This is a genomic window from Aeromicrobium yanjiei (assembly GCF_009649075.1).
Taxonomy (GTDB): domain Bacteria; phylum Actinomycetota; class Actinomycetes; order Propionibacteriales; family Nocardioidaceae; genus Aeromicrobium; species Aeromicrobium yanjiei.
Genome location: NZ_CP045737.1, coordinates 237851 through 258926, shown reverse-complemented (window position 1 = coordinate 258926; position 21076 = coordinate 237851). Strand labels below are relative to the sequence as shown.

Annotated in this window: 16 protein-coding genes, 1 tRNA gene and 1 other RNA gene; 7 read left to right on the top strand and 11 right to left on the bottom strand. The window is 71.1% G+C overall.

Annotation, left to right across the window (positions count from 1 at the left end):
• Positions 1 to 59: 59 nt before the first annotated feature.
• Together GEV26_RS01490 and GEV26_RS01485 are read left to right on the top strand one after the other, a co-directional pair.
• Positions 60 to 815 (top strand): hypothetical protein, encoded by a 756-nt coding sequence (locus tag GEV26_RS01490; protein WP_153651424.1) that lies wholly within the window; start codon positions 60 to 62, stop codon positions 813 to 815.
• The gene (locus tag GEV26_RS01485; RefSeq protein WP_153651423.1) at positions 812 to 2776 is read left to right on the top strand and encodes an acetoacetate--CoA ligase; all 1965 of its coding nucleotides are present in this window, start codon (positions 812 to 814) and stop codon (positions 2774 to 2776) included. Before GEV26_RS01490 ends, GEV26_RS01485 begins: the two co-directional genes overlap by 4 nt.
• Here the strand turns inward: GEV26_RS01485 and GEV26_RS01480 are convergent.
• From GEV26_RS01480 to GEV26_RS01445, 8 genes are all read right to left on the bottom strand, one after another.
• Positions 2773 to 3795: an aspartate-semialdehyde dehydrogenase gene (locus GEV26_RS01480; protein ID WP_153651422.1), complete on the bottom strand. Its 1023-nt coding sequence runs from the start codon at positions 3793 to 3795 to the stop codon at positions 2773 to 2775. The genes GEV26_RS01485 and GEV26_RS01480 overlap by 4 nt on opposite strands.
• Positions 3792 to 5087: an aspartate kinase gene (locus GEV26_RS01475; protein WP_153651421.1), complete on the bottom strand. Its 1296-nt coding sequence runs from the start codon at positions 5085 to 5087 to the stop codon at positions 3792 to 3794. Before GEV26_RS01475 ends, GEV26_RS01480 begins: the two co-directional genes overlap by 4 nt.
• A 121-nt stretch (positions 5088 to 5208) precedes the next feature.
• A complete protein-coding gene (recR, locus tag GEV26_RS01470) occupies positions 5209 to 5805 on the bottom strand; it encodes a recombination mediator RecR (RefSeq protein WP_108576614.1) in 597 nt (198 codons plus the stop codon).
• Between the two features lie 19 nt (positions 5806 to 5824).
• On the bottom strand, positions 5825 to 6454 hold the full coding sequence (locus GEV26_RS01465; RefSeq protein ID WP_153651420.1) for a TetR/AcrR family transcriptional regulator: 630 nt from the start codon (positions 6452 to 6454) through the stop codon (positions 5825 to 5827).
• 5 nt (positions 6455 to 6459) lie between these two features.
• Complete coding sequence (locus tag GEV26_RS01460) at positions 6460 to 8259, bottom strand: N-acyl-D-amino-acid deacylase family protein (RefSeq protein WP_153651419.1); 1800 nt, start codon at positions 8257 to 8259, stop codon at positions 6460 to 6462.
• A gap of 120 nt (positions 8260 to 8379) precedes the next feature.
• The gene (locus GEV26_RS01455; RefSeq protein WP_194839930.1) at positions 8380 to 11097 is read right to left on the bottom strand and encodes an aminodeoxychorismate synthase component I; all 2718 of its coding nucleotides are present in this window, start codon (positions 11095 to 11097) and stop codon (positions 8380 to 8382) included.
• Positions 11075 to 13051 (bottom strand): DNA polymerase III subunit gamma and tau, encoded by a 1977-nt coding sequence (locus GEV26_RS01450; RefSeq protein WP_153651418.1) that lies wholly within the window; start codon positions 13049 to 13051, stop codon positions 11075 to 11077. The genes GEV26_RS01455 and GEV26_RS01450 overlap by 23 nt, the downstream gene beginning before the upstream one ends.
• Before the next feature lie 126 nt (positions 13052 to 13177).
• Positions 13178 to 14161, bottom strand: a complete 984-nt coding sequence (locus GEV26_RS01445; RefSeq protein WP_153651417.1) for an alpha/beta hydrolase — start codon at positions 14159 to 14161, stop codon at positions 13178 to 13180.
• A gap of 41 nt (positions 14162 to 14202) precedes the next feature.
• On the opposite strand from GEV26_RS01445, the gene GEV26_RS01440 reads away from it, so the two are divergent.
• From GEV26_RS01440 to GEV26_RS01430, 3 genes are read left to right on the top strand one after another with little or no spacing between them, the layout of a single operon-like run.
• On the top strand, positions 14203 to 15516 hold the full coding sequence (locus tag GEV26_RS01440) for a threonine/serine exporter family protein (protein WP_153909591.1): 1314 nt from the start codon (positions 14203 to 14205) through the stop codon (positions 15514 to 15516).
• A gap of 53 nt (positions 15517 to 15569) precedes the next feature.
• Entirely contained in the window at positions 15570 to 16748 is a 1179-nt protein-coding gene (locus tag GEV26_RS01435) for an acyl-CoA dehydrogenase family protein (RefSeq protein ID WP_153651415.1), read from the top strand.
• A gap of 1 nt (position 16749) precedes the next feature.
• The gene (locus GEV26_RS01430; protein WP_153651414.1) at positions 16750 to 17895 is read left to right on the top strand and encodes an acyl-CoA dehydrogenase family protein; all 1146 of its coding nucleotides are present in this window, start codon (positions 16750 to 16752) and stop codon (positions 17893 to 17895) included.
• 102 nt (positions 17896 to 17997) lie between these two features.
• Here the strand turns inward: GEV26_RS01430 and GEV26_RS01425 are convergent, their stop codons facing one another.
• Positions 17998 to 18663, bottom strand: coding sequence for a TetR family transcriptional regulator (locus GEV26_RS01425; protein ID WP_153651413.1), 666 nt, complete (start codon positions 18661 to 18663; stop codon positions 17998 to 18000).
• A gap of 68 nt (positions 18664 to 18731) precedes the next feature.
• Here GEV26_RS01425 and GEV26_RS01420 point away from each other — a divergent pair, with 68 nt between their 5' ends.
• Positions 18732 to 20153, top strand: a complete 1422-nt coding sequence (locus GEV26_RS01420) for an MFS transporter (protein ID WP_153651412.1) — start codon at positions 18732 to 18734, stop codon at positions 20151 to 20153.
• Between the two features lie 16 nt (positions 20154 to 20169).
• On the opposite strand, the gene ffs is transcribed toward GEV26_RS01420, so the two are convergent.
• Positions 20170 to 20266, bottom strand: an RNA gene (ffs, locus tag GEV26_RS01415) — signal recognition particle sRNA small type.
• Between the two features lie 115 nt (positions 20267 to 20381).
• Between ffs and GEV26_RS01410 the strand changes: the two genes are divergently transcribed.
• Positions 20382 to 20469 (top strand) — tRNA-Ser (locus tag GEV26_RS01410).
• A gap of 88 nt (positions 20470 to 20557) precedes the next feature.
• On the opposite strand, the gene GEV26_RS01405 is transcribed toward GEV26_RS01410, so the two are convergent.
• On the bottom strand, positions 20558 to 21073 hold the full coding sequence (locus tag GEV26_RS01405; RefSeq protein ID WP_153651411.1) for a hypothetical protein: 516 nt from the start codon (positions 21071 to 21073) through the stop codon (positions 20558 to 20560).
• Between the last annotated feature and the right edge of the window lie 3 nt (positions 21074 to 21076).

Sequence of the window (21076 nt, the reverse complement as noted above, 5' to 3'; positions counted from 1 at the left end):
CGTTCTGGCGCCTGCGGACTCGGGTGTGACCTGACGCACGGTGTGCCAAACTGGGCCGCATGGTCGACGAGCAGGAGCCCACCAAACGGGTCGTCAAGCGCGTGGTCAAGAAGACCGTCGTACGCCCGGGCGCCCCCGGCGCGACCAAGCCGCAGGTCCGCTACGGGCGTCCCGTCGCGACCGCCACCAAGCCCCGCGCCACCGTGCAGTCGAAAGCCGCCGCGCAGTCCAAGGCCGTCGACAAGAAGGCGCCGGCCACGAAGCGGTCGCCCCGCGACCTCGGCGTCAAGGTCACGGCCGGCGGCCGCCGTGTCGGTGACGCCTGGACGACCGTCGCCGGTCGGGCCGGCTCCGCCGCGCGCACGTCCGGCACCACGCTCTCGACCCGTGCCCGTGCCGTGGCGGCCTGGCGCCTGCCACACATCAATCTCTATCTCGCGTCGGTCATCACCGGCGTGGTCGTCGGCATCGCCGCGGTGCTGCTCGGTGTCATCGCCCTGCGGATCTTCGACGCGGTGCGCGGCGTCTCGGCCGGCGGCGGGCTCTGGGGCAGCATCGCGTTCATCGCGATCGCGGCGGCCGCCGTGTTCGCCGGCGACGCCCTGCTGCGCGGATTCGGCTCGACGGCAGCGCGGCTGACCAGCTTTCTCGCGGTCGTGCTGTCCGTCGTCGCGATGCTCGGGCTGTTCCTCGACCTGCTCGACCGGCAGCCGTCGACGGCCCTGTTCCTGGTCCCTGCCCTCGGAGCCGTGGCATTCGTGGCGTCGCACTGGCTGATCGACGCGGCCGAGAAGACCCCTACGCTCGTCGAGTGACCGAGATCCTCTGGCAGCCGCTTCTCGACGGCTCGTCCCGCGTCGAGCAGTTCATGGCCGCTCTCGAGCCGGACCGCGGGCGGACGTTCAGCGGCTACGAAGACCTGTGGCAGTGGTCCGTGGACGACCCTGAGGCGTTCTGGACGGCCCTGTGGCAGCACGTCGACCTGCCGGCCGACGGTGACCCCTCCCCCGCCCTCGCCGACGCCTCGATGCCCGGCGCCAGCTGGTTCCCGCACGTCCGGCTCAACTACGCCGAGGCCATGCTGCGGCTGGTCGACCGCGCGGACGACGACGTCGTGGTGGTCGCCCGCTCCCAGAGCCGCGACGACGTCACCCTGACGGCGGCCGGTCTGCGCGACCAGGTGGCGCGGGCCCGCGCGGGCCTCGTCCGCGAGGGAGTCGTCGCGGGTGACCGCGTCGCGGCGTACTCGCCCAACGTCCCCGAGACGCTGGTGCTGCTGCTGGCGGCTGCAAGCCTGGGCGCGGTCTTCTCCTCCTGCGCCCCCGAGTTCGGCACGCAGAGCGTGATCGACCGGTGGCAGCAGATCGAGCCCACGGTCGTCCTGGCGGTCGACGGCTACGTCTACGGCGACAAGGCGATCGACCGCCGCGCCGAGGTCGAGGCCATCCGCGCGGCGCTGCCGAGCGTCCGCACGCTGGTGTGGCTGCCCTATCTCGACCCGGCGTCGGCTGCGCCCGACGGCGCCGTCACGTGGGCCGACCTCACCGACCGCCCCGGACCGCTCGAGTTCGTCCGGGTGCCGTTCGGCACCCCGCTGTACGTGCTGTTCTCCTCCGGCACGACAGGTCTGCCCAAGCCCATCGTGCACGGCCACGGCGGCATCACGCTCGAGCACGTCAAGGCCCTCGAGCTGCACCACGACCTGGGCGCGGACGACCGCTTCTTCTGGTTCTCCACGACCGGCTGGATGATGTGGAACCTCCTCGTCTCGGGCCTCGCCGTGGGGTCGACGATCGTGATGTTCGATGGCAACCCCGCGTACCCCGACCTCGGCGCAACGTGGCGCATGGCCGACGAGCTCGGCATCACCTACTTCGGCACCAGCGCGCCGTTCCTGCTGCAGTGCCGCAAGGAGGGCGTCGTGCCGCAGGATCTCGCCGACCTGTCCCGCCTGCGCGGGGTGGGCTCCACCGGCGCCCCCTTGCCCGCCGAGGGCTTCCGCTGGGTCTACGAGGCCGTCAGCCCCACCGCACAGCTCGCCTCGATCTCCGGCGGCACGGACGTGTGCTCGGGCTTCGTGGGCGCCTCGCCCATCGTCCCGGTGTACGCCGGGGAGATCTCCTGCCGCATGCTCGGCAGCGCCGTCGAGTCGTACGACGAGGACGGCGAGCCGGTCGTCGGCTCGCTCGGCGAGCTGGTCATCACCGGTCCGATGCCCTCGATGCCCGTGGGCTTCTGGGGCGACGACGACGGCTCGCGCTACCGGGCGGCGTACTTCGAGGACATCCCCGGGGTCTGGCGCCACGGCGACTGGATCACGATCACCGACCGCGGCACCTGCACGATCACGGGCCGCAGCGACGCGACGCTCAACCGCGGCGGGGTGCGGCTCGGGACCTCGGAGTTCTACTCGGTCGTCGAGTCGCTGCCCGAGGTCGCCGACAGCCTCGTGGTGCACCTCGAGGACGACGAGGGCGGGGCGGGGACGTTGATCCTGTTCGTCGCGCTGGCCGCTGGAGGCACGTTGGACGACGCGTTGACCCGGCGGATCGCGACCGAGCTGCGGACCCGCCTGTCACCCCGCCACGTGCCTGACGTGGTGCGGCAGGTGCCGCTGCTCCCCCGCACCCTGTCGGGCAAGAAGCTCGAGGTGCCGGTCAAGAAGATCCTGCGCGGAGCCGCGATCGAGGACGCCGCCGCCAAGGGCGCCCTCACGGACCCGTCGGCACTCGACGTGTTCGTCGACGTCCGCGCCGAGCTGACGCGCGGGCGCTAGACCAGCAGCTCGGCGATCTGGATCGTGTTGAGCGCCGCTCCCTTGCGGAGGTTGTCGCCGCTGACGAACAGGGCCAGACCGCGCTCATCCGGGGCGCTGCGGTCCTGGCGGATCCGCCCGACCAGGCTCGGATCGGAGCCGGCGGCCTGCAGCGGGGTCGGCACGTCGACGAGGCGGACGCCCGGTGCGGAGCCCAGCAGCTCGGTCGCCCGGGCCACCGACAGGTCGTTCGCGAACTCGGCGTTGATCGACAGCGAGTGCCCCGTGAAGACCGGCACGCGTACGCAGGTGCCCGAGACGCGCAGATCGGGCAGGTGCAGGATCTTGCGGCTCTCGTTGCGGAGCTTCTGCTCCTCGTCCGTCTCGAACGATCCGTCGTCGACGACCGATCCGGCCATGGGCAGCACGTTGAACGCGATCGGGGCGACGTAGACGCCCGGATCGGGGAAGCCGACCGCCGAGCCGTCGTACGCGAGCTCGTCGGCCTTCTCGATGACCGCGGACGCCTGGCCGTGCAGCTCACGGACGCCGGCGATGCCGGAGCCGGAGACCGCCTGGTAGCTGCTGATCACGAGCCGGACCAGGCCGGCCTCGTCGTGCAGCGGCTTGAGGACGGGCATCGCGGCCATCGTCGTGCAGTTGGGGTTGGCGATGATGCGGCGGTGCGCCTTCTGGATGTCCTCGGGGTTGACCTCGCTGACGATCAGCGGGATCTCGGGATCCTTGCGGAACGCCGAGGAGTTGTCGATGACCATCGCGCCGGCCTCGGCGAACCGGGGCACCTGGACGCGGGACGTCGTGGCGCCCGCGGAGAACAGGGCCACGTCGATGCCCGAGACGTCCGCGGTCGCGGCGTCCTCGACGACGATCTCCTCGCCCCGGAACGGCAGGGTCTTGCCGGCGGAGCGGGCGGAGGCGAAGAAGCGCACCCGGTCGGCCGGGAAGTCACGCTGCTCCAGGATCGAGCGCATGGCGACGCCCACCTGACCGGTGGCGCCGACGACGGCGAGCGTGGTCATCGTCCGGTACCTCCGTAGACCACGGCCTCGACCTCGTCGGTGCCGAGCTCGAACGCGGTGTGGGCGGCGTTGACGGCCGCATCGATCTGGTTCTCCATCACGATGACCGAGATGCGGATCTCGGAGGTCGAGATCATCTCGATGTTGACCCCGGCGTCGGCCAGCGACTGGAAGAACTTCGCGGTGATGCCCGGTGACGACCGCATGCCGGCGCCGACGATCGAGACCTTGCCGACGCTGTCGTCGTACTGCAGCCGCTCGTAGCCGACCTCGTCCTTGAGCCGGGCCAGCGCGGTCATCGCGGTCTGGCCGTCCGCACGGGGCAGCGTGAACGAGATGTCGGTGAGGGCCGTCGCGGCGGCGGAGACGTTCTGGACGACCATGTCGATGTTGATCTGGGCGTCGGCGAGCGCCTGCAGGATCGCGGCGGCGAAGCCCACCTTGTCGGGCACCCCGACCACGGTGATCTTGGACTCGCTGCGGTCGTGCGCGACGCCGGAGATGATCGCTTGCTCCATGTGGCCCTCTTCGTTGGTGCTGCCGGTGGGGATGACGTCCTCGGTCCTGACGACCCACGTGCCGACCTTGTCGGAGAAGGACGAGCGGACGTGGATCGGCATGTCGTTGCGGCGGGCGTACTCGACGCACCGCAGGTGCAGGATCTTGGCGCCGTTGGCGGCCATCTCCAGCATCTCCTCGTACGAGATGCGGGGGATCTGCCGGGCGTTGGCCACGATGCGCGGATCGGCGGTGAAGATGCCGTCGACGTCGGTGTAGATCTCGCAGACGTCCGCCTGCAGCGCTGCCGCGAGCGCGACCGCCGTCGTGTCGGAGCCGCCGCGGCCGAGCGTCGTGATGTCCTTGGTCGTCTGTGAGACGCCCTGGAACCCCGCGACGATCGCGATCGCGCCCTCGCCGAGGGCGGCCTCGATGCGGCCGGGGGTGACGTCGATGATCTTGGCGCGGCCGTGCTCGGAGTCGGTGATGACGCCGGCCTGCGAGCCGGTGAACGAGCGCGCCTCCTGACCGAGGTTGCCGATCGCCATCGCGAGGACCGCCATGCTGATGCGCTCGCCGGCGGTCAGCAGCATGTCGAGCTCGCGGCCGGGAGGCAGCGGCGAGACCTCGTTCGCGAGCTCGATGAGCTCATCGGTGGTGTCGCCCATGGCCGAGACGACGACGACGACGTCGTGACCGGCCTTCTTGGTCGCGACGATGCGTTGGGCGACCCTCTTGATGCTGGTTGCGTCGGCAACCGAGGAGCCGCCGTACTTCTGGACGACAATGCCCACGGGACTGTCCTACCTGGAGGAGAGGTACGGGATGCGCGACGCTGCGCAGCGCTGAGTCTACCCGGTCGTCTCGCGGGGCATCATCGGGATTCCGCCCGTGAGACGGCAGCCCCCGAGCGGCTCAGCCGATCGTCGTACGACCCTCGAACGCCCGGCCGAGGGTGAGCTCGTCGGCGTACTCCAGGTCGCCGCCCACCGGCAGGCCGCTCGCGAGCTTGCTGACCCGCAGGCCGTACGTCGAGAGCATGCGGATCAGGTAGGTCGCGGTGGCCTCGCCCTCGAGGTTGGGATCGGTCGCGATGATGACCTCGGTGACCACAGCGTCCTGCAGCCGACCGAGCAGCTCCTTGATGCGCAGCTGGTCGGGGCCGATGCCCGCGATGGGCGAGATCGCACCGCCCAGCACGTGGTAGCGGCCGCGGAACTCCCGCGTGCGCTCGATCGCGATGACGTCCTTGGACTCCTCGACCACGCACAGCACGCTGGGGTCGCGGCGGGGGTCGGCGCAGATCCGGCACTCGGTGTCGACCGTGACGTTGCCGCAGATCGAGCAGAAGTGGACCTTCGCCTTCACCTCGACCAGGGTCGCGGCGAACCGGCGGACGTCCTCGGGGTCTGCGTCGAGAAGGTGGAACGCAATCCGCTGCGCACTCTTGGGACCGATGCCGGGCAGCTGCCCCAGCTCATCGATCAGGTCCTGGACCACGCCGTCATACATAGGTGTTCAGGGTAGGCGCTCAGCCCTGAGCCCCGTCACCCGACTCGCGGTCGAACAGCGGCTCACCTGCGAGGATGCGCACGAGCTGCTCGACCCGCACGTCCTCGCGGGCGGTGTCGACGTGGACCGTCGCGATCAGCGCCTCGCCGTCGAGCATGTGCACGATCCCGATGACGATGGCGTCCAGCTGCTCGGCGGGCATCGCCTCGGCGATCGGCAGCGCCCGCCCGAGCTCGATGATCTCGCGGTGATAGCGGTCCGCGAGCGGTGCGAGCCGGTCCCGCAGGTCGACGTCCGCGCGCGCCGCGACGAGCAGCTCGTACCAAGCGGCGTTGACCGGCGCCCGGGTCGCGCGGCGCAGCAGGCGTACGACCGCGGCCACGTCGAACTCCTCGAGCTGCGCCAGACCGGCCCGGAAGTCCACGAACTGGCGGGCCCGGACGGCGTCCGCCGCGGCGAGGATGACGTCGAGGCGCGAGTCGAAGTGCCGGAACAGGCCGCCCTGGGAGACCCCCGCCCGCCGAGCGATCTCGGCCGTCGTCGTGCGGGCGTACCCGACCTCGCCGAGCGCCTCGACCGTCGCGTCGACGACTGCCGCGATCGTGCCCTCCCGCCGCTCGGCCTGCGTACGGCGGGGGGTCGCGGTCACGACCTCTACTGTGCCACCGCCGGCTCGGCGCGGCGGACGGGCGTCACGGTGCCGCGGCGCTCGCCGGCACGCAGGAAGCGGCCGGTGCCGAGCGTACGTCCGTAGCCCTCGACGAAGTCGCCGCGCTCGAACACCACCTCGCCACTGACGACGGTCGCCGAGACCGCGGCGTCGTTGCGGTTGACCATGCGGCTGATGTTGCCGAACGCGGGCATGAGCGCCTCGTGGTAGCTGTCGACCTCGTCGCTGAGACCGGCCGGATCCACGACCACGATGTCGGCTCGGTCGCCGAGCCGGATGTGCCCGGCGTCGATGCCGTAGAAGTCGCCGAGCTCGCCGGTCAGCTTGAAGATCGCCTTCTCGACGCTCATGAACGGCTTGCGGCCCGACTGTGCCTGGTGGACGCGGTTGAGCAGCCGGATGCCGAAGTTGTAGAACGCCATGTTGCGCAGGTGCGCACCGGCGTCGGAGAAGCCGATCGTGATGCCGTAGCGGTTGATGAGCGCGTCCTGGACCTCCGGACGCGTGTTGGCGATGTTGGTCTTCCAGCGCAGCCCGGTGCCGTGCTCGACCACGAGGTCGAGATAGCAGTCGACCGGGTGGAGGCCGCGCTGCCGGGCGACGTCGCCGATCATCATGCCGACCAGGGCCGGGTCAGGGCACTCGGTGATCTCGGCGTCGTCGAAGTCGCGGTGCCAGACCCGCGGGGAGAAGCGCTTGTCGAAGTCGCGCCGGAACCAGCGGCGGTACGCCTCGTCGCGCAAGAGCTCGTTGCGGCCCATCTCCTCGCGCAGGTGCAGCGCCTCGCGTCCCGAGCCGAACTCCTCGAACACGACCAGGTCGATGCCGTCGGCCCACACGCGGAAGGTCGTGGGCAGGTGCTGCCACGTGAACCTGCCCCGGCCGATCTTGTTGGCGAGGAGCGCGAGCGGCTCGAAGATGCGCTGCACCCACGGCTCGGCCTTGGTGTCGGCGGCCGCGAGCAGCGAGACGCGTAGGGGCTTGCGGCCGAGACCCGTCGAGGTCGCGAGGTAGAACGCGATGTCGTACTTCTTGTTGAGGTTGGGCACGCCCTGCAGCACCCGGTCGCGGCGGCGGAGCACGCGGCTGAGGCCCCGGAACTCCTTCCAGCTCGAGTACGTCGAGGGCAGCGAGCGCGAGCGGTAGCGGTCACCGTCGAGCTTGTCCCAGGGATTCGTCATGGTCGAGATGCCGAGGAAGCCCGCGTCGAGGGCGTCCTCGAGGCGGCGCTCGATCTCGGCCTGCTCGCCGCGGGTCGCCTTCTGGGCCGGGTCGGTCGAGCGGCCCATCCCCATCACGCTCGCGCGGACGTCCGAGTGGCCGAGGAACGAGGCGACGTTCGGGCCGAGCGGCAGCGCCTCGAGCGCGTCGACCCACCCCTGCGGCGTCGACCACGTCTTGGCGTCCTCCAGCGAGGACAGGACGTGCGTGCGCGGCAGCGCCTCGACCCGGCTGAACAGGTCGGCGATGTCCAGCGGCGAGGAGTAGACCGTCGACAGGGAGCAGTTGCCGACCAGGACCGTCGTGACCCCGTGACGTACGGACTCGTTGAGGCCCGGGGCCACCTGGAGCTCGGCGTCGTAGTGGGTGTGGGCGTCGACGAAGCCCGGCATGACCCACTGGCCGGCCGCGTCAACGACCCTCGTGCCGGGGCCCACCGGGAGCGGGCTCGGGCTGACGGCGGCCACCCGGCCGTCCCTGACCCCGACGTTCGCGACGACGCCGGGCGCCCCCGTGCCGTCGAAGTACGTACCGCCGTTGATCACCAGGTCGAGCTCGTTCATGTGGCCTCCGTCACATCATCGTGACCGCCAACATAGCGAGCAACCACTCGCTATGTCCACGTTTTCCACCGCCCGATCCGCGAGTGGCGCAGAAGCGGACGACACGCCGTCTCACTTTCTTCAGTCCGCGCCAGTCGCGGATCGGTTTGCGCCACTTGCGGATCGGGTGAGGAAGGTGCGGAGCATGTCGTGGCCGCGGGAGGTGAGGATCGACTCGGGGTGCATCTGGACGCCCTCGACCGGGTGGGTGCGGTGACGGACGCCCATCACGATCCCGGACGCGGTGCGGGCGGTGACCTCGAGATCGGCCGGCAGGGTCGCCGGGTCGATCACCAGCGAGTGGTAGCGGGCGCACACGAGCGGGGACGGCAGCCGGTCGAAGACCCCGCGTCCGTCGTGGTGGACCAGCGACGGCTTGCCGTGGGCGATCTCGGGCGCCCGCACCACCCTGGCGCCGTGGGCCTCACCGATCGCCTGGTGCCCGAGGCACACCCCGAGCGTCGGCGTCGTCGGCCCCAGACGGCGGATCGCCTCGACGCTGATGCCGGCGTCGGCGGGCGTGCCGGGACCCGGGGAGACGACCAGGTGGGTGAAGTCGCCCCGCGCACGCGCCGCCACGAGCTCGTCGACCGTCACGGCGTCGTTGCGCACCACCTCGGCGGACGCGCCGAGCTCACCGACGTACTGGACGAGGTTGTAGACGAACGAGTCGTAGTTGTCGATGAACAGCACCCGCGCCGCCGAGCCGTCGGTGGGCGGTGCGCCCGCGTCCACTTCGGACGCCCGGCTGGACGCAAGCGCACCGCCGCCCGGGGACGGGGCCGGGGACCAGAGGGCCTGCAGCTCCTCGGCGAGCCACTCGGTCGTACGCCCGACCGCCCACGTGCCGACGCCCTCGACCGCCACGACCGGGACCACGCCGCGCAGGGCATTGGTCGCGAAGAGCTCGGTCGCGGCCCTGAGGTCGTCGGCGGTCAGTCGCCTCTCGAACACCGGGATCGTCGCATCGCGCAGGATCTCGATGACCCGGGCCCGGGCGGTGCCGGGCAGGATGCGCCCGTCGGTCGGCGGGGTGTGGACGCCGTCGTCGAGGACCACGAACAGATTGGCCCGGGCCGTCTCCAGGACCGCACCGTCGTCGGACGTCAGCAGCAGGTCGTGACCGGGTCCGCGATCGTCCGCCAGTGCGCGTCGGTCGATCCACTTGTGCCGACCCCAGCCGGAACCCACCGGTCGCGGCGTGAGCGTCCACGGCCCGGTCGGCGGGCCGACTGGGCTGGTCGCCACCGTGACCTCGACGCCGCCGTCACGGGGCACCGCGTCGACCCGCAGGCGGTGCCGACCGCCCAGGGTCGCCGCCCGGCGGACGACCGCGTCGTCGAGCGACGCCCGGATCGACGTCCCGTGGACCGTGCGGACGCTCTCGTCGAGGCGGGTCAGGTGAGCGTCCAGGTCGACGACCCGTCCGTCCACCACCAACGTCGTGTCGAAGATGCCCTGCGCCTCGTCGGCGGCACGGACGCTGCGTGCTTCCGGGGGGCGCGGCGGATCGGGGGCCGGCGCGTCGGTGACCAGGTCGAGGCGGCCTCCGATCGCCTCGATCAGGGGCCGGGCCTTGACCAGGCACTCGGCGTACTCCCCCTCGGGGGTCGAGTCCGCCACGACTCCCCCGCCGACGCCGAGCCAGATCGAGCCGCCCGCGATCTCGAACGTGCGGATCACGACGTTGAGCTCGAGCCCCGCTGCCGGGCTGACGTGGCCGATCGCACCGGTGTAGGCCTCGCGCCCGGTCGGCTCGAGCGCGTTGATGATCTCCATGGCCCGCACCTTGGGTGCACCGGTGACCGATCCGGGCGGGAAGGTCGCACGGAGCAGGTCCGAGTCGCGCACCCGCGGCCCGACGTGCCCGACGACATCGGAGACCAGGTGCCACACCGAGTGGCGCTCGGCGCGGGTGAGCGCGGGCACCCGAACGGATCCGGGCACGCTCACCCGTCCGAGGTCGTTGCGCATCAGGTCGACGATCATGACGTTCTCGGCACGGTCCTTGGCCGAGGCCACCAGCTCGTCCGGGTCGGTGTCGAGCGGGGCCGTCCCCTTGACCGGCGAGCTCAGCACCTCGTCGCCGGTGCGCCGCAGGAACAGCTCCGGCGAGAGGCTCACCAGCGCACCCTCGGGACCGGACACGTACGCCGCGAACGCCGGGTGCAGACGCTCGACACCCGCGCAGAAGACGTCGAGCGGATCACCCGCGAACGGCGCCTCGAGGCGGGCGCACAGATTGGCCTGGAAGATGTCGCCGGCCGCGATGTGCTCGAGCACGGTCGCGACCGCCGCGCGGTGGCCGTCCGGTGTCGGAGTCATCGCGAACGAGCCCACGTCGTACGCGCGGGGGCCCGGAGCTGCGGCGTCGAGGGCGGCCACGACCCGGGCGTCGCGCTCGTCGTCGCGGGTCAGCGACTCCAGCCACCACACGCCGTCACTGAGCCGAAGGACGTGGTCGTAGAACGCGAGGCGGTGGTCGGGCTGCGGGATCGGCCGGTGAGGGGTGGGCGGCAGGTCCTCGACGAGCCGGCCGAGCTGGTAGCCCCAGGCGCCGATCCAGCCGCCGCCGAAGCCGGACACGTCGGGCGGCAGGGGGTCGAGGTCGATGCCGCTGAACGGATCACCCTCGAGCACCCGGCTCGGCTCGAAGGCGATCAGCGCCTCGCCGTGGTGCCAGTCGCCGAGCAGCGCGACGAGCCGGTCGCGACCGCGGAAGCGCCGCAGGACGTCGAGCGGATCCGCCCGGAGATCCAGGCGTCTCCGGACGAGCTCAGTCCGCGGGGTGCTCGTCAATGACCTGCGCCCCGAGCTCCCGGCTCAGCAGCAGCTCGGGATCGAGGACCTCGTGGTCGACGACGGGATCGTTGCGATCGGCGGACGCGTCGGGGTCCTCGCGCGTCTGGGGGCTGTGCTGCTCCCTCATCGCCTGGCGGACCGAGTCGGGCACCGCCACAGGCGGCGTCGAGGGTGCCGACGAGGTGGGAGCCGCGGCCGGGCGCGAGGAGCCGTCGTCGTAGTCGTCGACCACGCCGGGGCGGGTGCCCGGGTCGACGATCGCCTCGATGCGCCAGGTCACGCCGAGGACCTGGTGCAGGGCCTTTTGGACGTAGTCGGCCGATCCGCTGTTGATGAACGAGTCGCGTGCGCCGGCGTTGACCAGCGCGATGGTCAGGACCTGACCGTCCAGCGCCATGACCTGAGCGTTCTGGCTCAGCATGATCCAGGCGAAGCGGCGCATGTCGCGGATCCGGTCGAGGATCTCGGGCCAGAGACGTCGTACGTCGGCGATCGTCAGCGTGCCGGCCGGCTCCTCCACCTGCGGTGCAGCGGGAGCAGCGGGAGCAGCACGCTCGGGCTCGGGCTCCGCGACCGGTGCGGGTCGCTGGGCGACGGGGGGCGCGGACGGGGCGGGCTCGGCCTGGACGGGCGGCGCGGGCTCGACGCGTTCGGCCTGCACGGGCGCTGCGACCGGCTGCGGGGCCGGGGTCGGCTGCGGAGCCGGGGTCGGCTGCGGGGCCGGGGCAGGCTGGACCGCAGGCGGGTGCACCGCGGCGGGACTCGCCTCCGGGGCGCCCCCGTCCATGTGCAGGCGACGCTCGACCCGGTCGAGGCGGGCCTGGAAGCCCTGCGTGGAGTTGTCGGCCCCCGGCACGAGGATGCGGGCGCACATGAGCTCGAGGAGCAGCCGCGGTGCGGTCGCCCCGCGGAACTCCATCAGCGCCGCGTTGACGATGTCGGCCGCGCGGGTCAGCTCGGACGGGCCGAAGCCGTTGGCCTGGGTGACCAGGCGCTCCGCGCGGTCGCCCGGCACGTCGAGCAACCCCTTGTCGAGGGCATCGGGCACCGCGGCGACGATCACGAGGTCACGCAGCCGCTGCAGCAGGTCCTCGGCGAAGCGGCGCGGGTCCTGGCCCGTCTCGATGACCTTGTCGACGACGCCGAACACGGTCGACCCGTCGCCGGCCGCGAAGGCGTCGATGGCCTCGTCGAGCAGCGAGTCGGGCGTGTAGCCGAGCAGCTGGACAGCGAGGTCGTACGTCACGCCGTCGGGCCCGGCGCCGCCGAGCAGCTGGTCGAGCACGCTGAGCGTGTCACGGACCGATCCCTGTCCCGCGCGGACGACCAGCGGCAGCGCGGTCGGCGCGAGGGTCACGCCCTCGGCCTCGCACAGCTGCATGAGGTAGTCGCCGAGCGCCTTGGGCGGCACCAGCCGGAACGGGTAGTGGTGGGTGCGCGAGCGGATCGTGCCGATGACCTTGTCGGGCTCGGTCGTCGCGAAGATGAACTTCAGGTGCGGCGGCGGCTCCTCGACGAGCTTGAGCAGCGCGTTGAAGCCCTGCGGGGAGACCATGTGGGCCTCGTCGATGATGTAGACCTTGTAGCGGCTGCTGACCGGGGCGAAGAAGGCCCGCTCGCGCAGGTCGCGGGCGTCGTCGACACCGCCGTGGCTGGCCGCGTCGATCTCGATGACGTCGATGCTGCCCGGCCCGCCGCGCGCGAGGTCACGGCAGCTCTGGCACTCGCCGCACGGATCGGCGATCGGCGCCTTCTCGCAGTTGAGCGCGCGCGCAAGGATGCGGGCGCTGGTCGTCTTGCCGCAGCCTCGCGGGCCCGAGAAGAGGTACGCGTGGTTGACCCGGTTGGCGGCCAGCGCGTGGCGGAGCGGATCGGTCACGTGCGCCTGCCCGATCACCTCGGCAAACGTCTCCGGCCGGTAGCGGCGATACAGCGCGAGGGGGGCATCCACACCTAGAGACTAACGACCGCCCCCGACACTGGCGACCACCGGACGCCCCGACCCAGATCTGCGGACTGTTGCACGGAATCCGTGCCGCATTGCGTGCAGAAGTCCGCAGATCTGGGCGGGGGTCAGTCAGCTTGGGAGGTCGTGGGCCGCCAGCCAGCGGTCGACCGTGTCGTACGCGGCCCGGCGCGGCTCCTCCTTGGAGATGAACACGTCGTGGCGGGCGCCCTCGATCGGTTCGACGGTCACGGAGTCGCCGAGGCAGCCCGACCAGCGGGCGATCTGACGGACGTCGAGCACCGCGTCGGCCTCGTCGACGGCCGGCGAGTACTCCCGCGCGAACTTCGTCCTGGTCGAGCGCAGCACCAGCGACGGCACACCCACGTCGAGCCCCCGGTGCAGCTGGGCCTGGCCGCGGCGCACCGCGGTCAGCCAGCCGTACGAGACGGGGAACCCCTCGAGCGGCTTGTAGACCGTGTTGAAGTCCCACTCGCCGTGCGCGGTCACGTGCAGGCTCGTGCCGTACGCATTGGTGGGCGGCAGCTTGATGAGGTCCTTGGGCCGGACCTTCGCGACCAGCCCGATCCCCCGCGTGCCGATCGTGCGCATCCAGGCCTTGCCCTGCAGGTCGAACCACGGGCTGTTGAGGATGACACCCGCGATGCCGGCGCCCTTCGAGCCGCCCGGACGACGGTTGAGCCGGTCCAGCCACAGCGGGATGATCAGGCCGCCGGTCGAGTGGCCCGACAGCACGACGGGCTTGCCGTCGGTCTCGTCGCGGATGATCGCGAGCGAGGCGTTCAGCTCCTGGTCGTACATCGCGAGATCGGACACGTAGTGCCCGGTCTGCCCCTCACGCCGCGAACGCCCGCACTTGCGGAGGTCGAGCGCGTAGAACGCGTAGCCGCGCTCGGTGAAGAACTCGGCCAGCTCCTTTTGGAAGAAGTAGTCGCTGAAGCCGTGGACGTACAGCACGGCCGCGCGGACGTCCTGCGGCGGCGTGTGCCGGACCAAGGTGGCCTCGATCGTGCCCTCGCCGTCGGGATCGGTGCCGAGGGCGATCGTGCGCCTCTCGTAGCCGTCGCCGAGCTCGTCGGCCTTCCAGGTGCTCATCTGACTCCTCGTTTTGGACTCGGCCGTGCGCGTCCAACAGTATGGATGGCGTGGACGACACTCGCCAGATTCAGCGCACCCTCGACCTCGCCCTACGGGTCGGGGAGATGCTGCTGTCCAACGGTGCGGGTGCCGCCGACGTCACCGCGACGATGTCGTCGATCGCCCACCACCTGGGTCTGCGGCAGGCCCAGGTCGACGTGACGTTCACGACACTGGAGATCTCCTACCAGGCCGCATTCGACGAGCCGGCGTTCTCGCTGACCCGCCACGTCACGCACCGCGAGACCGACTTCGAGGACCTCACGGACGTCGACCAGGTCGTGACCGACCTGCTCCGGGACGACATCGACCTGGACGAGGCGCGGACGCGGGTCGCCCGGATCGCGTCGACCGGCCACCACACCTCGCGCTGGGCCGTGACCGTGTCGTACGCGCTCATCGGCGCGGGGATCGCCCTGCTGATCGGCGGCGACTGGCTCGTCACGCTCATCGCAGCGGCGGCGTCGGGCGGCATCGAGATCCTCCAGCGCTATCTCTCGCGGCTGCGGCTGCCGTTCTTCTACGCCCAGGTGGCCGGCGGGCTCCTCGCGACCCTGATGGCGGTCGCGGCGAGCGCGATCGACCTCGACGTCGACCCGTCGCTCGTCATCACCGCGAGCATCGTGATGCTCCTGGCGGGGCTCGGCTTCATCGGCGCGATCCAGGATGCGCTGACCGGCTTCTACGTCACCGCGGTCGCCCGCATCCTCGAGGTGATGATGTCGACCGCCGGCATCATCGTCGGCGTCAGCGGCGGCCTGACCGTGGGTGGCCTGCTCGGCGTCGACATCACCCTCGACCCGGGCGTCGCCGGCCTGTCCCGCCTCCCGCTGATGGTCACGGGTGCCGCGATCGCCGCCGGCGCGTTCGCCTACTCCGCGTACGCCCCGCGCCGCAGCATCGTCCCGATCGCGGCCGTCGGCGGGGTCGCCGCCGGCATCTACCTGTTCCTCGCCGACCACGACGTGGGGCGCGCCTGGCCCGCCGGACTCGCCGCGGTCTTCATCGGCCTGGTCGGGTTCACCGTCGCGGGTTGGTGCCGCGTGCCGCCGCTCGTGGTGGTCGTCGCCGCGATCGTCCCGCTGCTCCCCGGACTGTCGATCTACCGCGGCCTCTCGATGCTGGCCGCCGACAACTACGCCGGCATCCTCGCGATGATCACCGCCGCCGCGATCGCCATCTCGCTCGCGGCCGGCGTCATCCTCGGCGAGTACGTCGCTCAGCCCGTGCGACGCGAGGCCCGGCGCCTCGAGCAGCGCCTCGCCGGCCCCCGTCTGGTGGGGCCCCTCAGAGCCCGCGCCAAGCGCAGATGACCAGTCAGGTGGTATGAACGTTACGCGCCAGTAGGCACCCCCTGAGGAGACCCATGAGACTTCAGCTGTCAGACGAGGACGTCGCATTCCGCGAGGAGATGCGCGAGTTCTTCACCACCCAGATTCCCCAGGACATCCGGGACACCGTGGCTGCCCGCCGCGAGCTGTCCAAGGACCAGATCGTCCGCTCGATGCAGGCGATGAACGCCGCCGGGATCGCCGTTCCCAACTGGCCGGTCGAGTGGGGCGGCAAGGACTGGACGCCGCTCCAGCGCCACATCTGGCACGAGGAGATGCAGCTGGCCGGCGTCGTGCCGCCGCTCGCCTTCAACGCCTCGATGATCGGACCGGTCATCGCGACGTTCGGCTCGCAGGAGATCAAGGAGCGCTTCCTGCCCAAGACGGCCAATCTCGACATCTGGTGGTCACAGGGCTTCTCCGAGCCCGACGCCGGCTCCGACCTCGCGTCGCTGCGCACCACCGCGGTCCGCGAGGGTGACGAGTACGTGGTCAACGGCCAGAAGACGTGGACGACCCTCGGCCAGTACGGCGACTGGATCTTCACGCTCGTGCGCACCGATCCCACGGTCAAGAAGCAGGCCGGCATCTCGCTCCTGCTGATCGACATGACGTCGCCGGGCCTGACGGTCCGCCCGATCGAGCTGATCGACGGCGGTCACGAGGTCAACGAGGTCTTCTTCGACAACGTCCGTGTGCCGGTCGCCAACCTCGTCGGCGAGGAGAACAAGGGCTGGGACTACGCGAAGTTCCTGCTGGGCAACGAGCGCGTCGGCGTGGCCCCCGTGGGCTCGACGAAGCGCGCCCTGGCCGAGGCCAAGGAGTACGCCAAGACGGCCGGCCCCGGCGGCACCTCGCTGCTCGACGACCCGCTGATCGCCGCCGAGATCGCGGACCTGGAGAACGATCTCCTGGCCCTCGAGCTCACCGCGCTGCGCGTCGTCGCGCACTCGGCCGACGGCAAGCCGCACCCCGCCTCGTCCGTCCTCAAGCTGCAGGGCACGGTGCTGCAGCAGGCCGTGACCGAGCTGTGGGTCGACCTGGCCGGGCCGGACTCGCTAGCCACCGGCGCCGGCGAGGGCTCGGACGTCCCCGAGCTGGCCCGCACCGCGACGCCCAACTACCTCAACTACCGCAAGGCGTCGATCTACGGCGGTTCCAACGAGGTGCAACGACAGATCATCGCCGGCACGATCCTGGGACTGAGGGGCTGACATGGACTTCACACTGGACTCAGAGCAGACAGCACTGCGCGATGCCGTGCGCGGGCTGCTCTCGAAGGCCTACGACTCGTCCGAGACGCGTCGCCAGGTGACCAAGACCGATCCGGGCTGGGACGAGAAGACCTGGTCGCGGCTCGCCGAGATGGGCGCCCTGGGCCTCCCGTTCGCGGAGGAGGACGGCGGCTTCGGCGCCGGACCCGTCGAGGTCTCGATCGTCGCCGAGGAGATCGGGCGCGTCATCGCCCCCGAGCCGTACGTCGAGGCGGTCGTCCTCGCGGGCGGCCTCGTCGCGGCGACCGGCACCGCCTCGCAGCGCGCCGAGATCATCGGCGCCCTGGCCGAGGGATCGCTCGTCCCGGCGTTCGCGCACACCGAGCCGGGCGCCCGCTACAGCGAGGACGCCCGCGGCGTCACCGCGACGGCGACCGGCGACGGCTGGACGCTCACGGGCGTCAAGGAGCCGGTGCTCGGCGGCGGTCGCGCCGACCTGCTCATCGTCAGCGCGGCGGTCGAGGGTGGCACCGGGCTGTTCCTGGTGACGCCCGACGCAGCGGGCCTGACCCGCACGTCGTACTCGACGTTCGACGGCGGTCGCGCGGCCCACATCGGCCTCGACAGCACGCCGGCGGTCCCGCTCGGCGAGCCCGGAGCCGATCAGTCGGCCGCCATCGCGGCCTCGGTCGCGGCGGCGCAGATCGCGTACGGCCACGAGGCGATCGGCGCCATGGCGACGGCGCTGGAGGAGACGACGGCGTACCTCAAGACGCGCAAGCAGTTCGGCGTCCCGCTGATGACGTTCCAGGCGCTGACGTTCCGCGCGGCCGACATGTACGTGTCGCTCGAGCTGGCCCGCAGCACGGTGACGTGGGCGACGATGGTCCTGCTCGACGGCGGGGAGGGCGCGGATGCGCTCGAGGCCGCCTCGCGCGCCAAGCTGCAGGTCAGCAAGGCCGGTCGTCACATCGGCAAGGAGGCCATCCAGCTGCACGGTGGCATCGGCATGACCGCGGAGTACAGCGTCGGTCACTACATGTCGCGCCTCACCGCGATCGACCACGCGCTCGGCGACGGTCGGCACCACCTCGCGGCCCTGTCAGCGACACTGGACGACCACGGCGTCGTCGATCCTCTGCCGTGAGCCCACGGCGGTCCTGATCGCCTGACACCAGGGCGGTGGCGCGCTCGTCCTCCGGAGACCGGGGGCGAGCGGGTCACCGCCCTTGGTGCGTCCGGACCAGGATCAGGACGTCGCGAGCGCGCGGGCCTCGGCCATGACCCCGGCGACGAAGATGTCGATCGCCGAGCCGTAGTAGTCGTCGGAGTCCGCGCAATTGACCATGGACGGTGCCGCGGCGCGCAGCAGTGGGTAGCTGTCCTCGGGCAGCGACTGCAGCAGCGACATCTTGGCCGCAAGGGCCTCGTCGCGATCAGCCGGCTTGACCGTCGTCTCCTTGCCCGGCTCGCCCACCACCAGGGTCATCGACATCATCAGCGCGTAGTGGGCGACGGCCGCGGCCTTGTCGATCGCGAACCCCTCGTCGACCAGCTTGCGGAGCGTCATCTCGGTGAGATCCCGACCGGCCTCCACCATCAGCAGGCGATGCGGCACCAGCGGCGTCGCGTGGGGGTGCTCGCGCATCGCGTCGACCAGCGCCGTCATGGCGTCGCGGAGATATCCCTCGAGGCCGAGATCCGGGTCGGGCAGACCCATCCCGGCCACGACGGCGTCGCCCACCGCGTCGAGCAGCGCCTCCTTGTTGGAGAAGTGCCAGTAGAGCGCCATCGGGGTCACGCCGAACTCGTCAGCGACCTTGCGCACCGTCAGCGCCTCGAGGCCGGACGCGTCCACGATGCGCAGCGCGCTCTCGACGACCAGCTCACGGTTCAAAGAGTTCTTCGCCTTCACATTGACAACTATACGGCATATATGTTTCGCTCCTTTACGACGTACATTTACAACGTAAAGGAGTGGTCATGGCCGACCGCCGCAACATCTGGGCCCTCGTGGCCGTCGCGCTGGCGACGTTCATGACATACCTGGACAACAACATCATCAACGTCGCGATCCCCGTCATCCAGGACGATCTCGACCTCGGCACCGCAGGCATGGAGTGGGTCGTGAGCTCGTACATCCTCACGTTCGCCGGCCTGATGCTCATCGGTGGACGCCTCGCGGACCTGCTCGGCCGCCGCCGCGTCTTCTTGATCGGGCTGGGCATCTTCACCCTCGCCTCGTTCGCGGCCGGGCTCTCCGGCAACGTCGAGACGCTGATCGCCAGCCGGGCGGTCCAGGGAGTCGGTGCCGCGCTGCTCACCCCGACCACCCTCGCGATCATCTCCGCGACGTTCACCGACAAGCGCGAGCGCAATGTCGCGGTCGGCATCTGGGGTGCCGTCGGCGCGCTCGCCCTGGCGGCGGGGCCGTTGCTGGGCGGGGTCCTGAGCGAGCACGTCGCCTGGGAGTGGATCTTCTTCATCAACGTCCCGCTCGGCGTCATCACGGCCGGCCTGGCGATGTGGTCGATCACGGAGTCGCGCGATCCCGTCGAGCGCCGCCTCGACCTGTGGGGCCTGGTCGCCTCCACGATCTCGCTGACCACCCTGACCTTCGCCCTCATCGAGGGCAACGGCCGCGGCTGGAGCTCGCCGGAGATCCTGGCCACGTTCGCCGTCGCCGCCGTCGCCGCCACCTGGTTCGTCGCCGCCGAGCTCGCGGTGGACGACCCGATGGTCGACCTCGCGCTGTTCCGCGACCGGGTCTTCTCCGGCGCGCTGGTGTCGCTGATGCTCTGGGCGTTCGGCCTGTTCGGGATCTACTTCTTCACGTCCCTGTACCTGCAGGGCGTGCTCGGCTTCTCCCCCACCAAAGCGGGCCTGACGTTCGTGCCGATGGCCCTGTTCATGGCGGTCTCCGCGGCCGGCTCGGAGGCCGTCGCGCACCGGTTCGGCGCGCACCGCTCGGTCACCTTCGGCATGGCGCTGATGGGTGTCGCGATCGCCTCGGTCGCGCTCTTCGGCCAGGACGCGTCGATGCTCGACCTCATGCCCAGCTTCATCGCGATCGGCATCGGCGGCGGGCTGACGATCCCGCTGACCGCCACGGTGCTCGGGGTCATGCCCCAGGACCAGGCCGGCGTGGCCTCGGGCGTCTTCAACACCTCGCGGGAGCTCGCAGGCCTGCTCGGCATCACGATCATCGGCGTCCTCGTGACCAGCCGTCAGGACGCGGTGCTCGGTGACGGCGGGATGCCGCTCGACGCCTTCCTCAGCGGCTACCGCCTGGGACTGGTCGTCGCCGGTGCGCTCGTCACGGCCGGTGCGCTCGCGGCCTGGGCCGCACTTCGCCGGGCCGAGGACGAGCCCGTCGCCGACGAGGACGCCGTCCTGGTGGGGTGAGCGGGCCCCTGCGGGCATGAAGGACCCCTCGCGTACCCGACAGAGCCCACTGACCCTTGCTGCCTTCCGGCCCTGGGGGAGTTGGGTGAGATGTCGCCACGCGAGGGGCTGCCCCCATCATACGGATGGCACGTCCGCCGCCCCAATCCGGGACGCCCACGGCCCGCGCGGACGGCTGGCGCCAGCCCGATTGGTCGGGAGCCATGACCGACCGGTAACCTCGTCGACGGAGGATTCGCATAGTGGCCTAGTGCGCTCGCTTGGAAAGCGGGTTGAGTGAAAGCTCTCAGGGGTTCGAATCCCCTATCCTCCGCCACGCTCGACGATGAGGGTTCGCAGGTGCTCCCGGCACCTCGAACCCTCATCGTGCGTCGGGGGGCTGCGGGGCTACGTCCGATGACGGCTCAGGACGGGGGCGCCACGCCCAGCTTGTCCGCCGGCTCGTCCGTCAGCTTGGCGACGACGTCCTTGGAGGCGTCGACGCAGCCGCTCCGGATCGAGAGGTTGATGCCGCCGGAGCCGTAGCGGGCTCGGAACGTCAGACCGTCCTTCGACGCCTCCACGACCTCGCCGGTCCGGTTGTCGATCGTCCACCCGGTCGAGGTCAGGGCCGACTCGATGCCGTCGGGATGCTCCGACGACCCCGTGTTGGTCTGGGTGATCGCGATCTCCGCGACGTACTCGGCTCCCGATGGGCTCGGCTGCATGCCGCAGATCGCCCACCGTCCCCCACCGGACCCGGAGAAGCTCGCGGCCTCCACGGCCTCGCCGACCGCCGGGAACGCCTCTCTCGCAGCCGCTCGCGTGGTGTCGGCGCGCTTCGAGGCGTCCGAGCCGGAGCCGTCCGAGCCCGCGGAACCGCCGCACCCGAACAGGCTCGAGAGCATCGCCATCCCCACCACGACTCCCACGCGCCTCATGTC

Coding starts and splice junctions, on each gene's coding strand:
- GEV26_RS01490 (WP_153651424.1), top strand. CDS start 60: ATGGTCGACGAGCAGGAGCCCACCAAACGGGTCGTCAAGCGCGTGGTC.
- GEV26_RS01480 (WP_153651422.1), bottom strand. CDS start 3,795: ATGACCACGCTCGCCGTCGTCGGCGCCACCGGTCAGGTGGGCGTCGCC.
- recR (WP_108576614.1), bottom strand. CDS start 5,805: ATGTATGACGGCGTGGTCCAGGACCTGATCGATGAGCTGGGGCAGCTG.
- GEV26_RS01460 (WP_153651419.1), bottom strand. CDS start 8,259: ATGAACGAGCTCGACCTGGTGATCAACGGCGGTACGTACTTCGACGGC.
- GEV26_RS01445 (WP_153651417.1), bottom strand. CDS start 14,161: ATGAGCACCTGGAAGGCCGACGAGCTCGGCGACGGCTACGAGAGGCGC.
- GEV26_RS01440 (WP_153909591.1), top strand. CDS start 14,203: ATGGATGGCGTGGACGACACTCGCCAGATTCAGCGCACCCTCGACCTC.
- GEV26_RS01435 (WP_153651415.1), top strand. CDS start 15,570: ATGAGACTTCAGCTGTCAGACGAGGACGTCGCATTCCGCGAGGAGATG.
- GEV26_RS01430 (WP_153651414.1), top strand. CDS start 16,750: ATGGACTTCACACTGGACTCAGAGCAGACAGCACTGCGCGATGCCGTG.
- GEV26_RS01420 (WP_153651412.1), top strand. CDS start 18,732: ATGGCCGACCGCCGCAACATCTGGGCCCTCGTGGCCGTCGCGCTGGCG.
- GEV26_RS01405 (WP_153651411.1), bottom strand. CDS start 21,073: ATGAGGCGCGTGGGAGTCGTGGTGGGGATGGCGATGCTCTCGAGCCTG.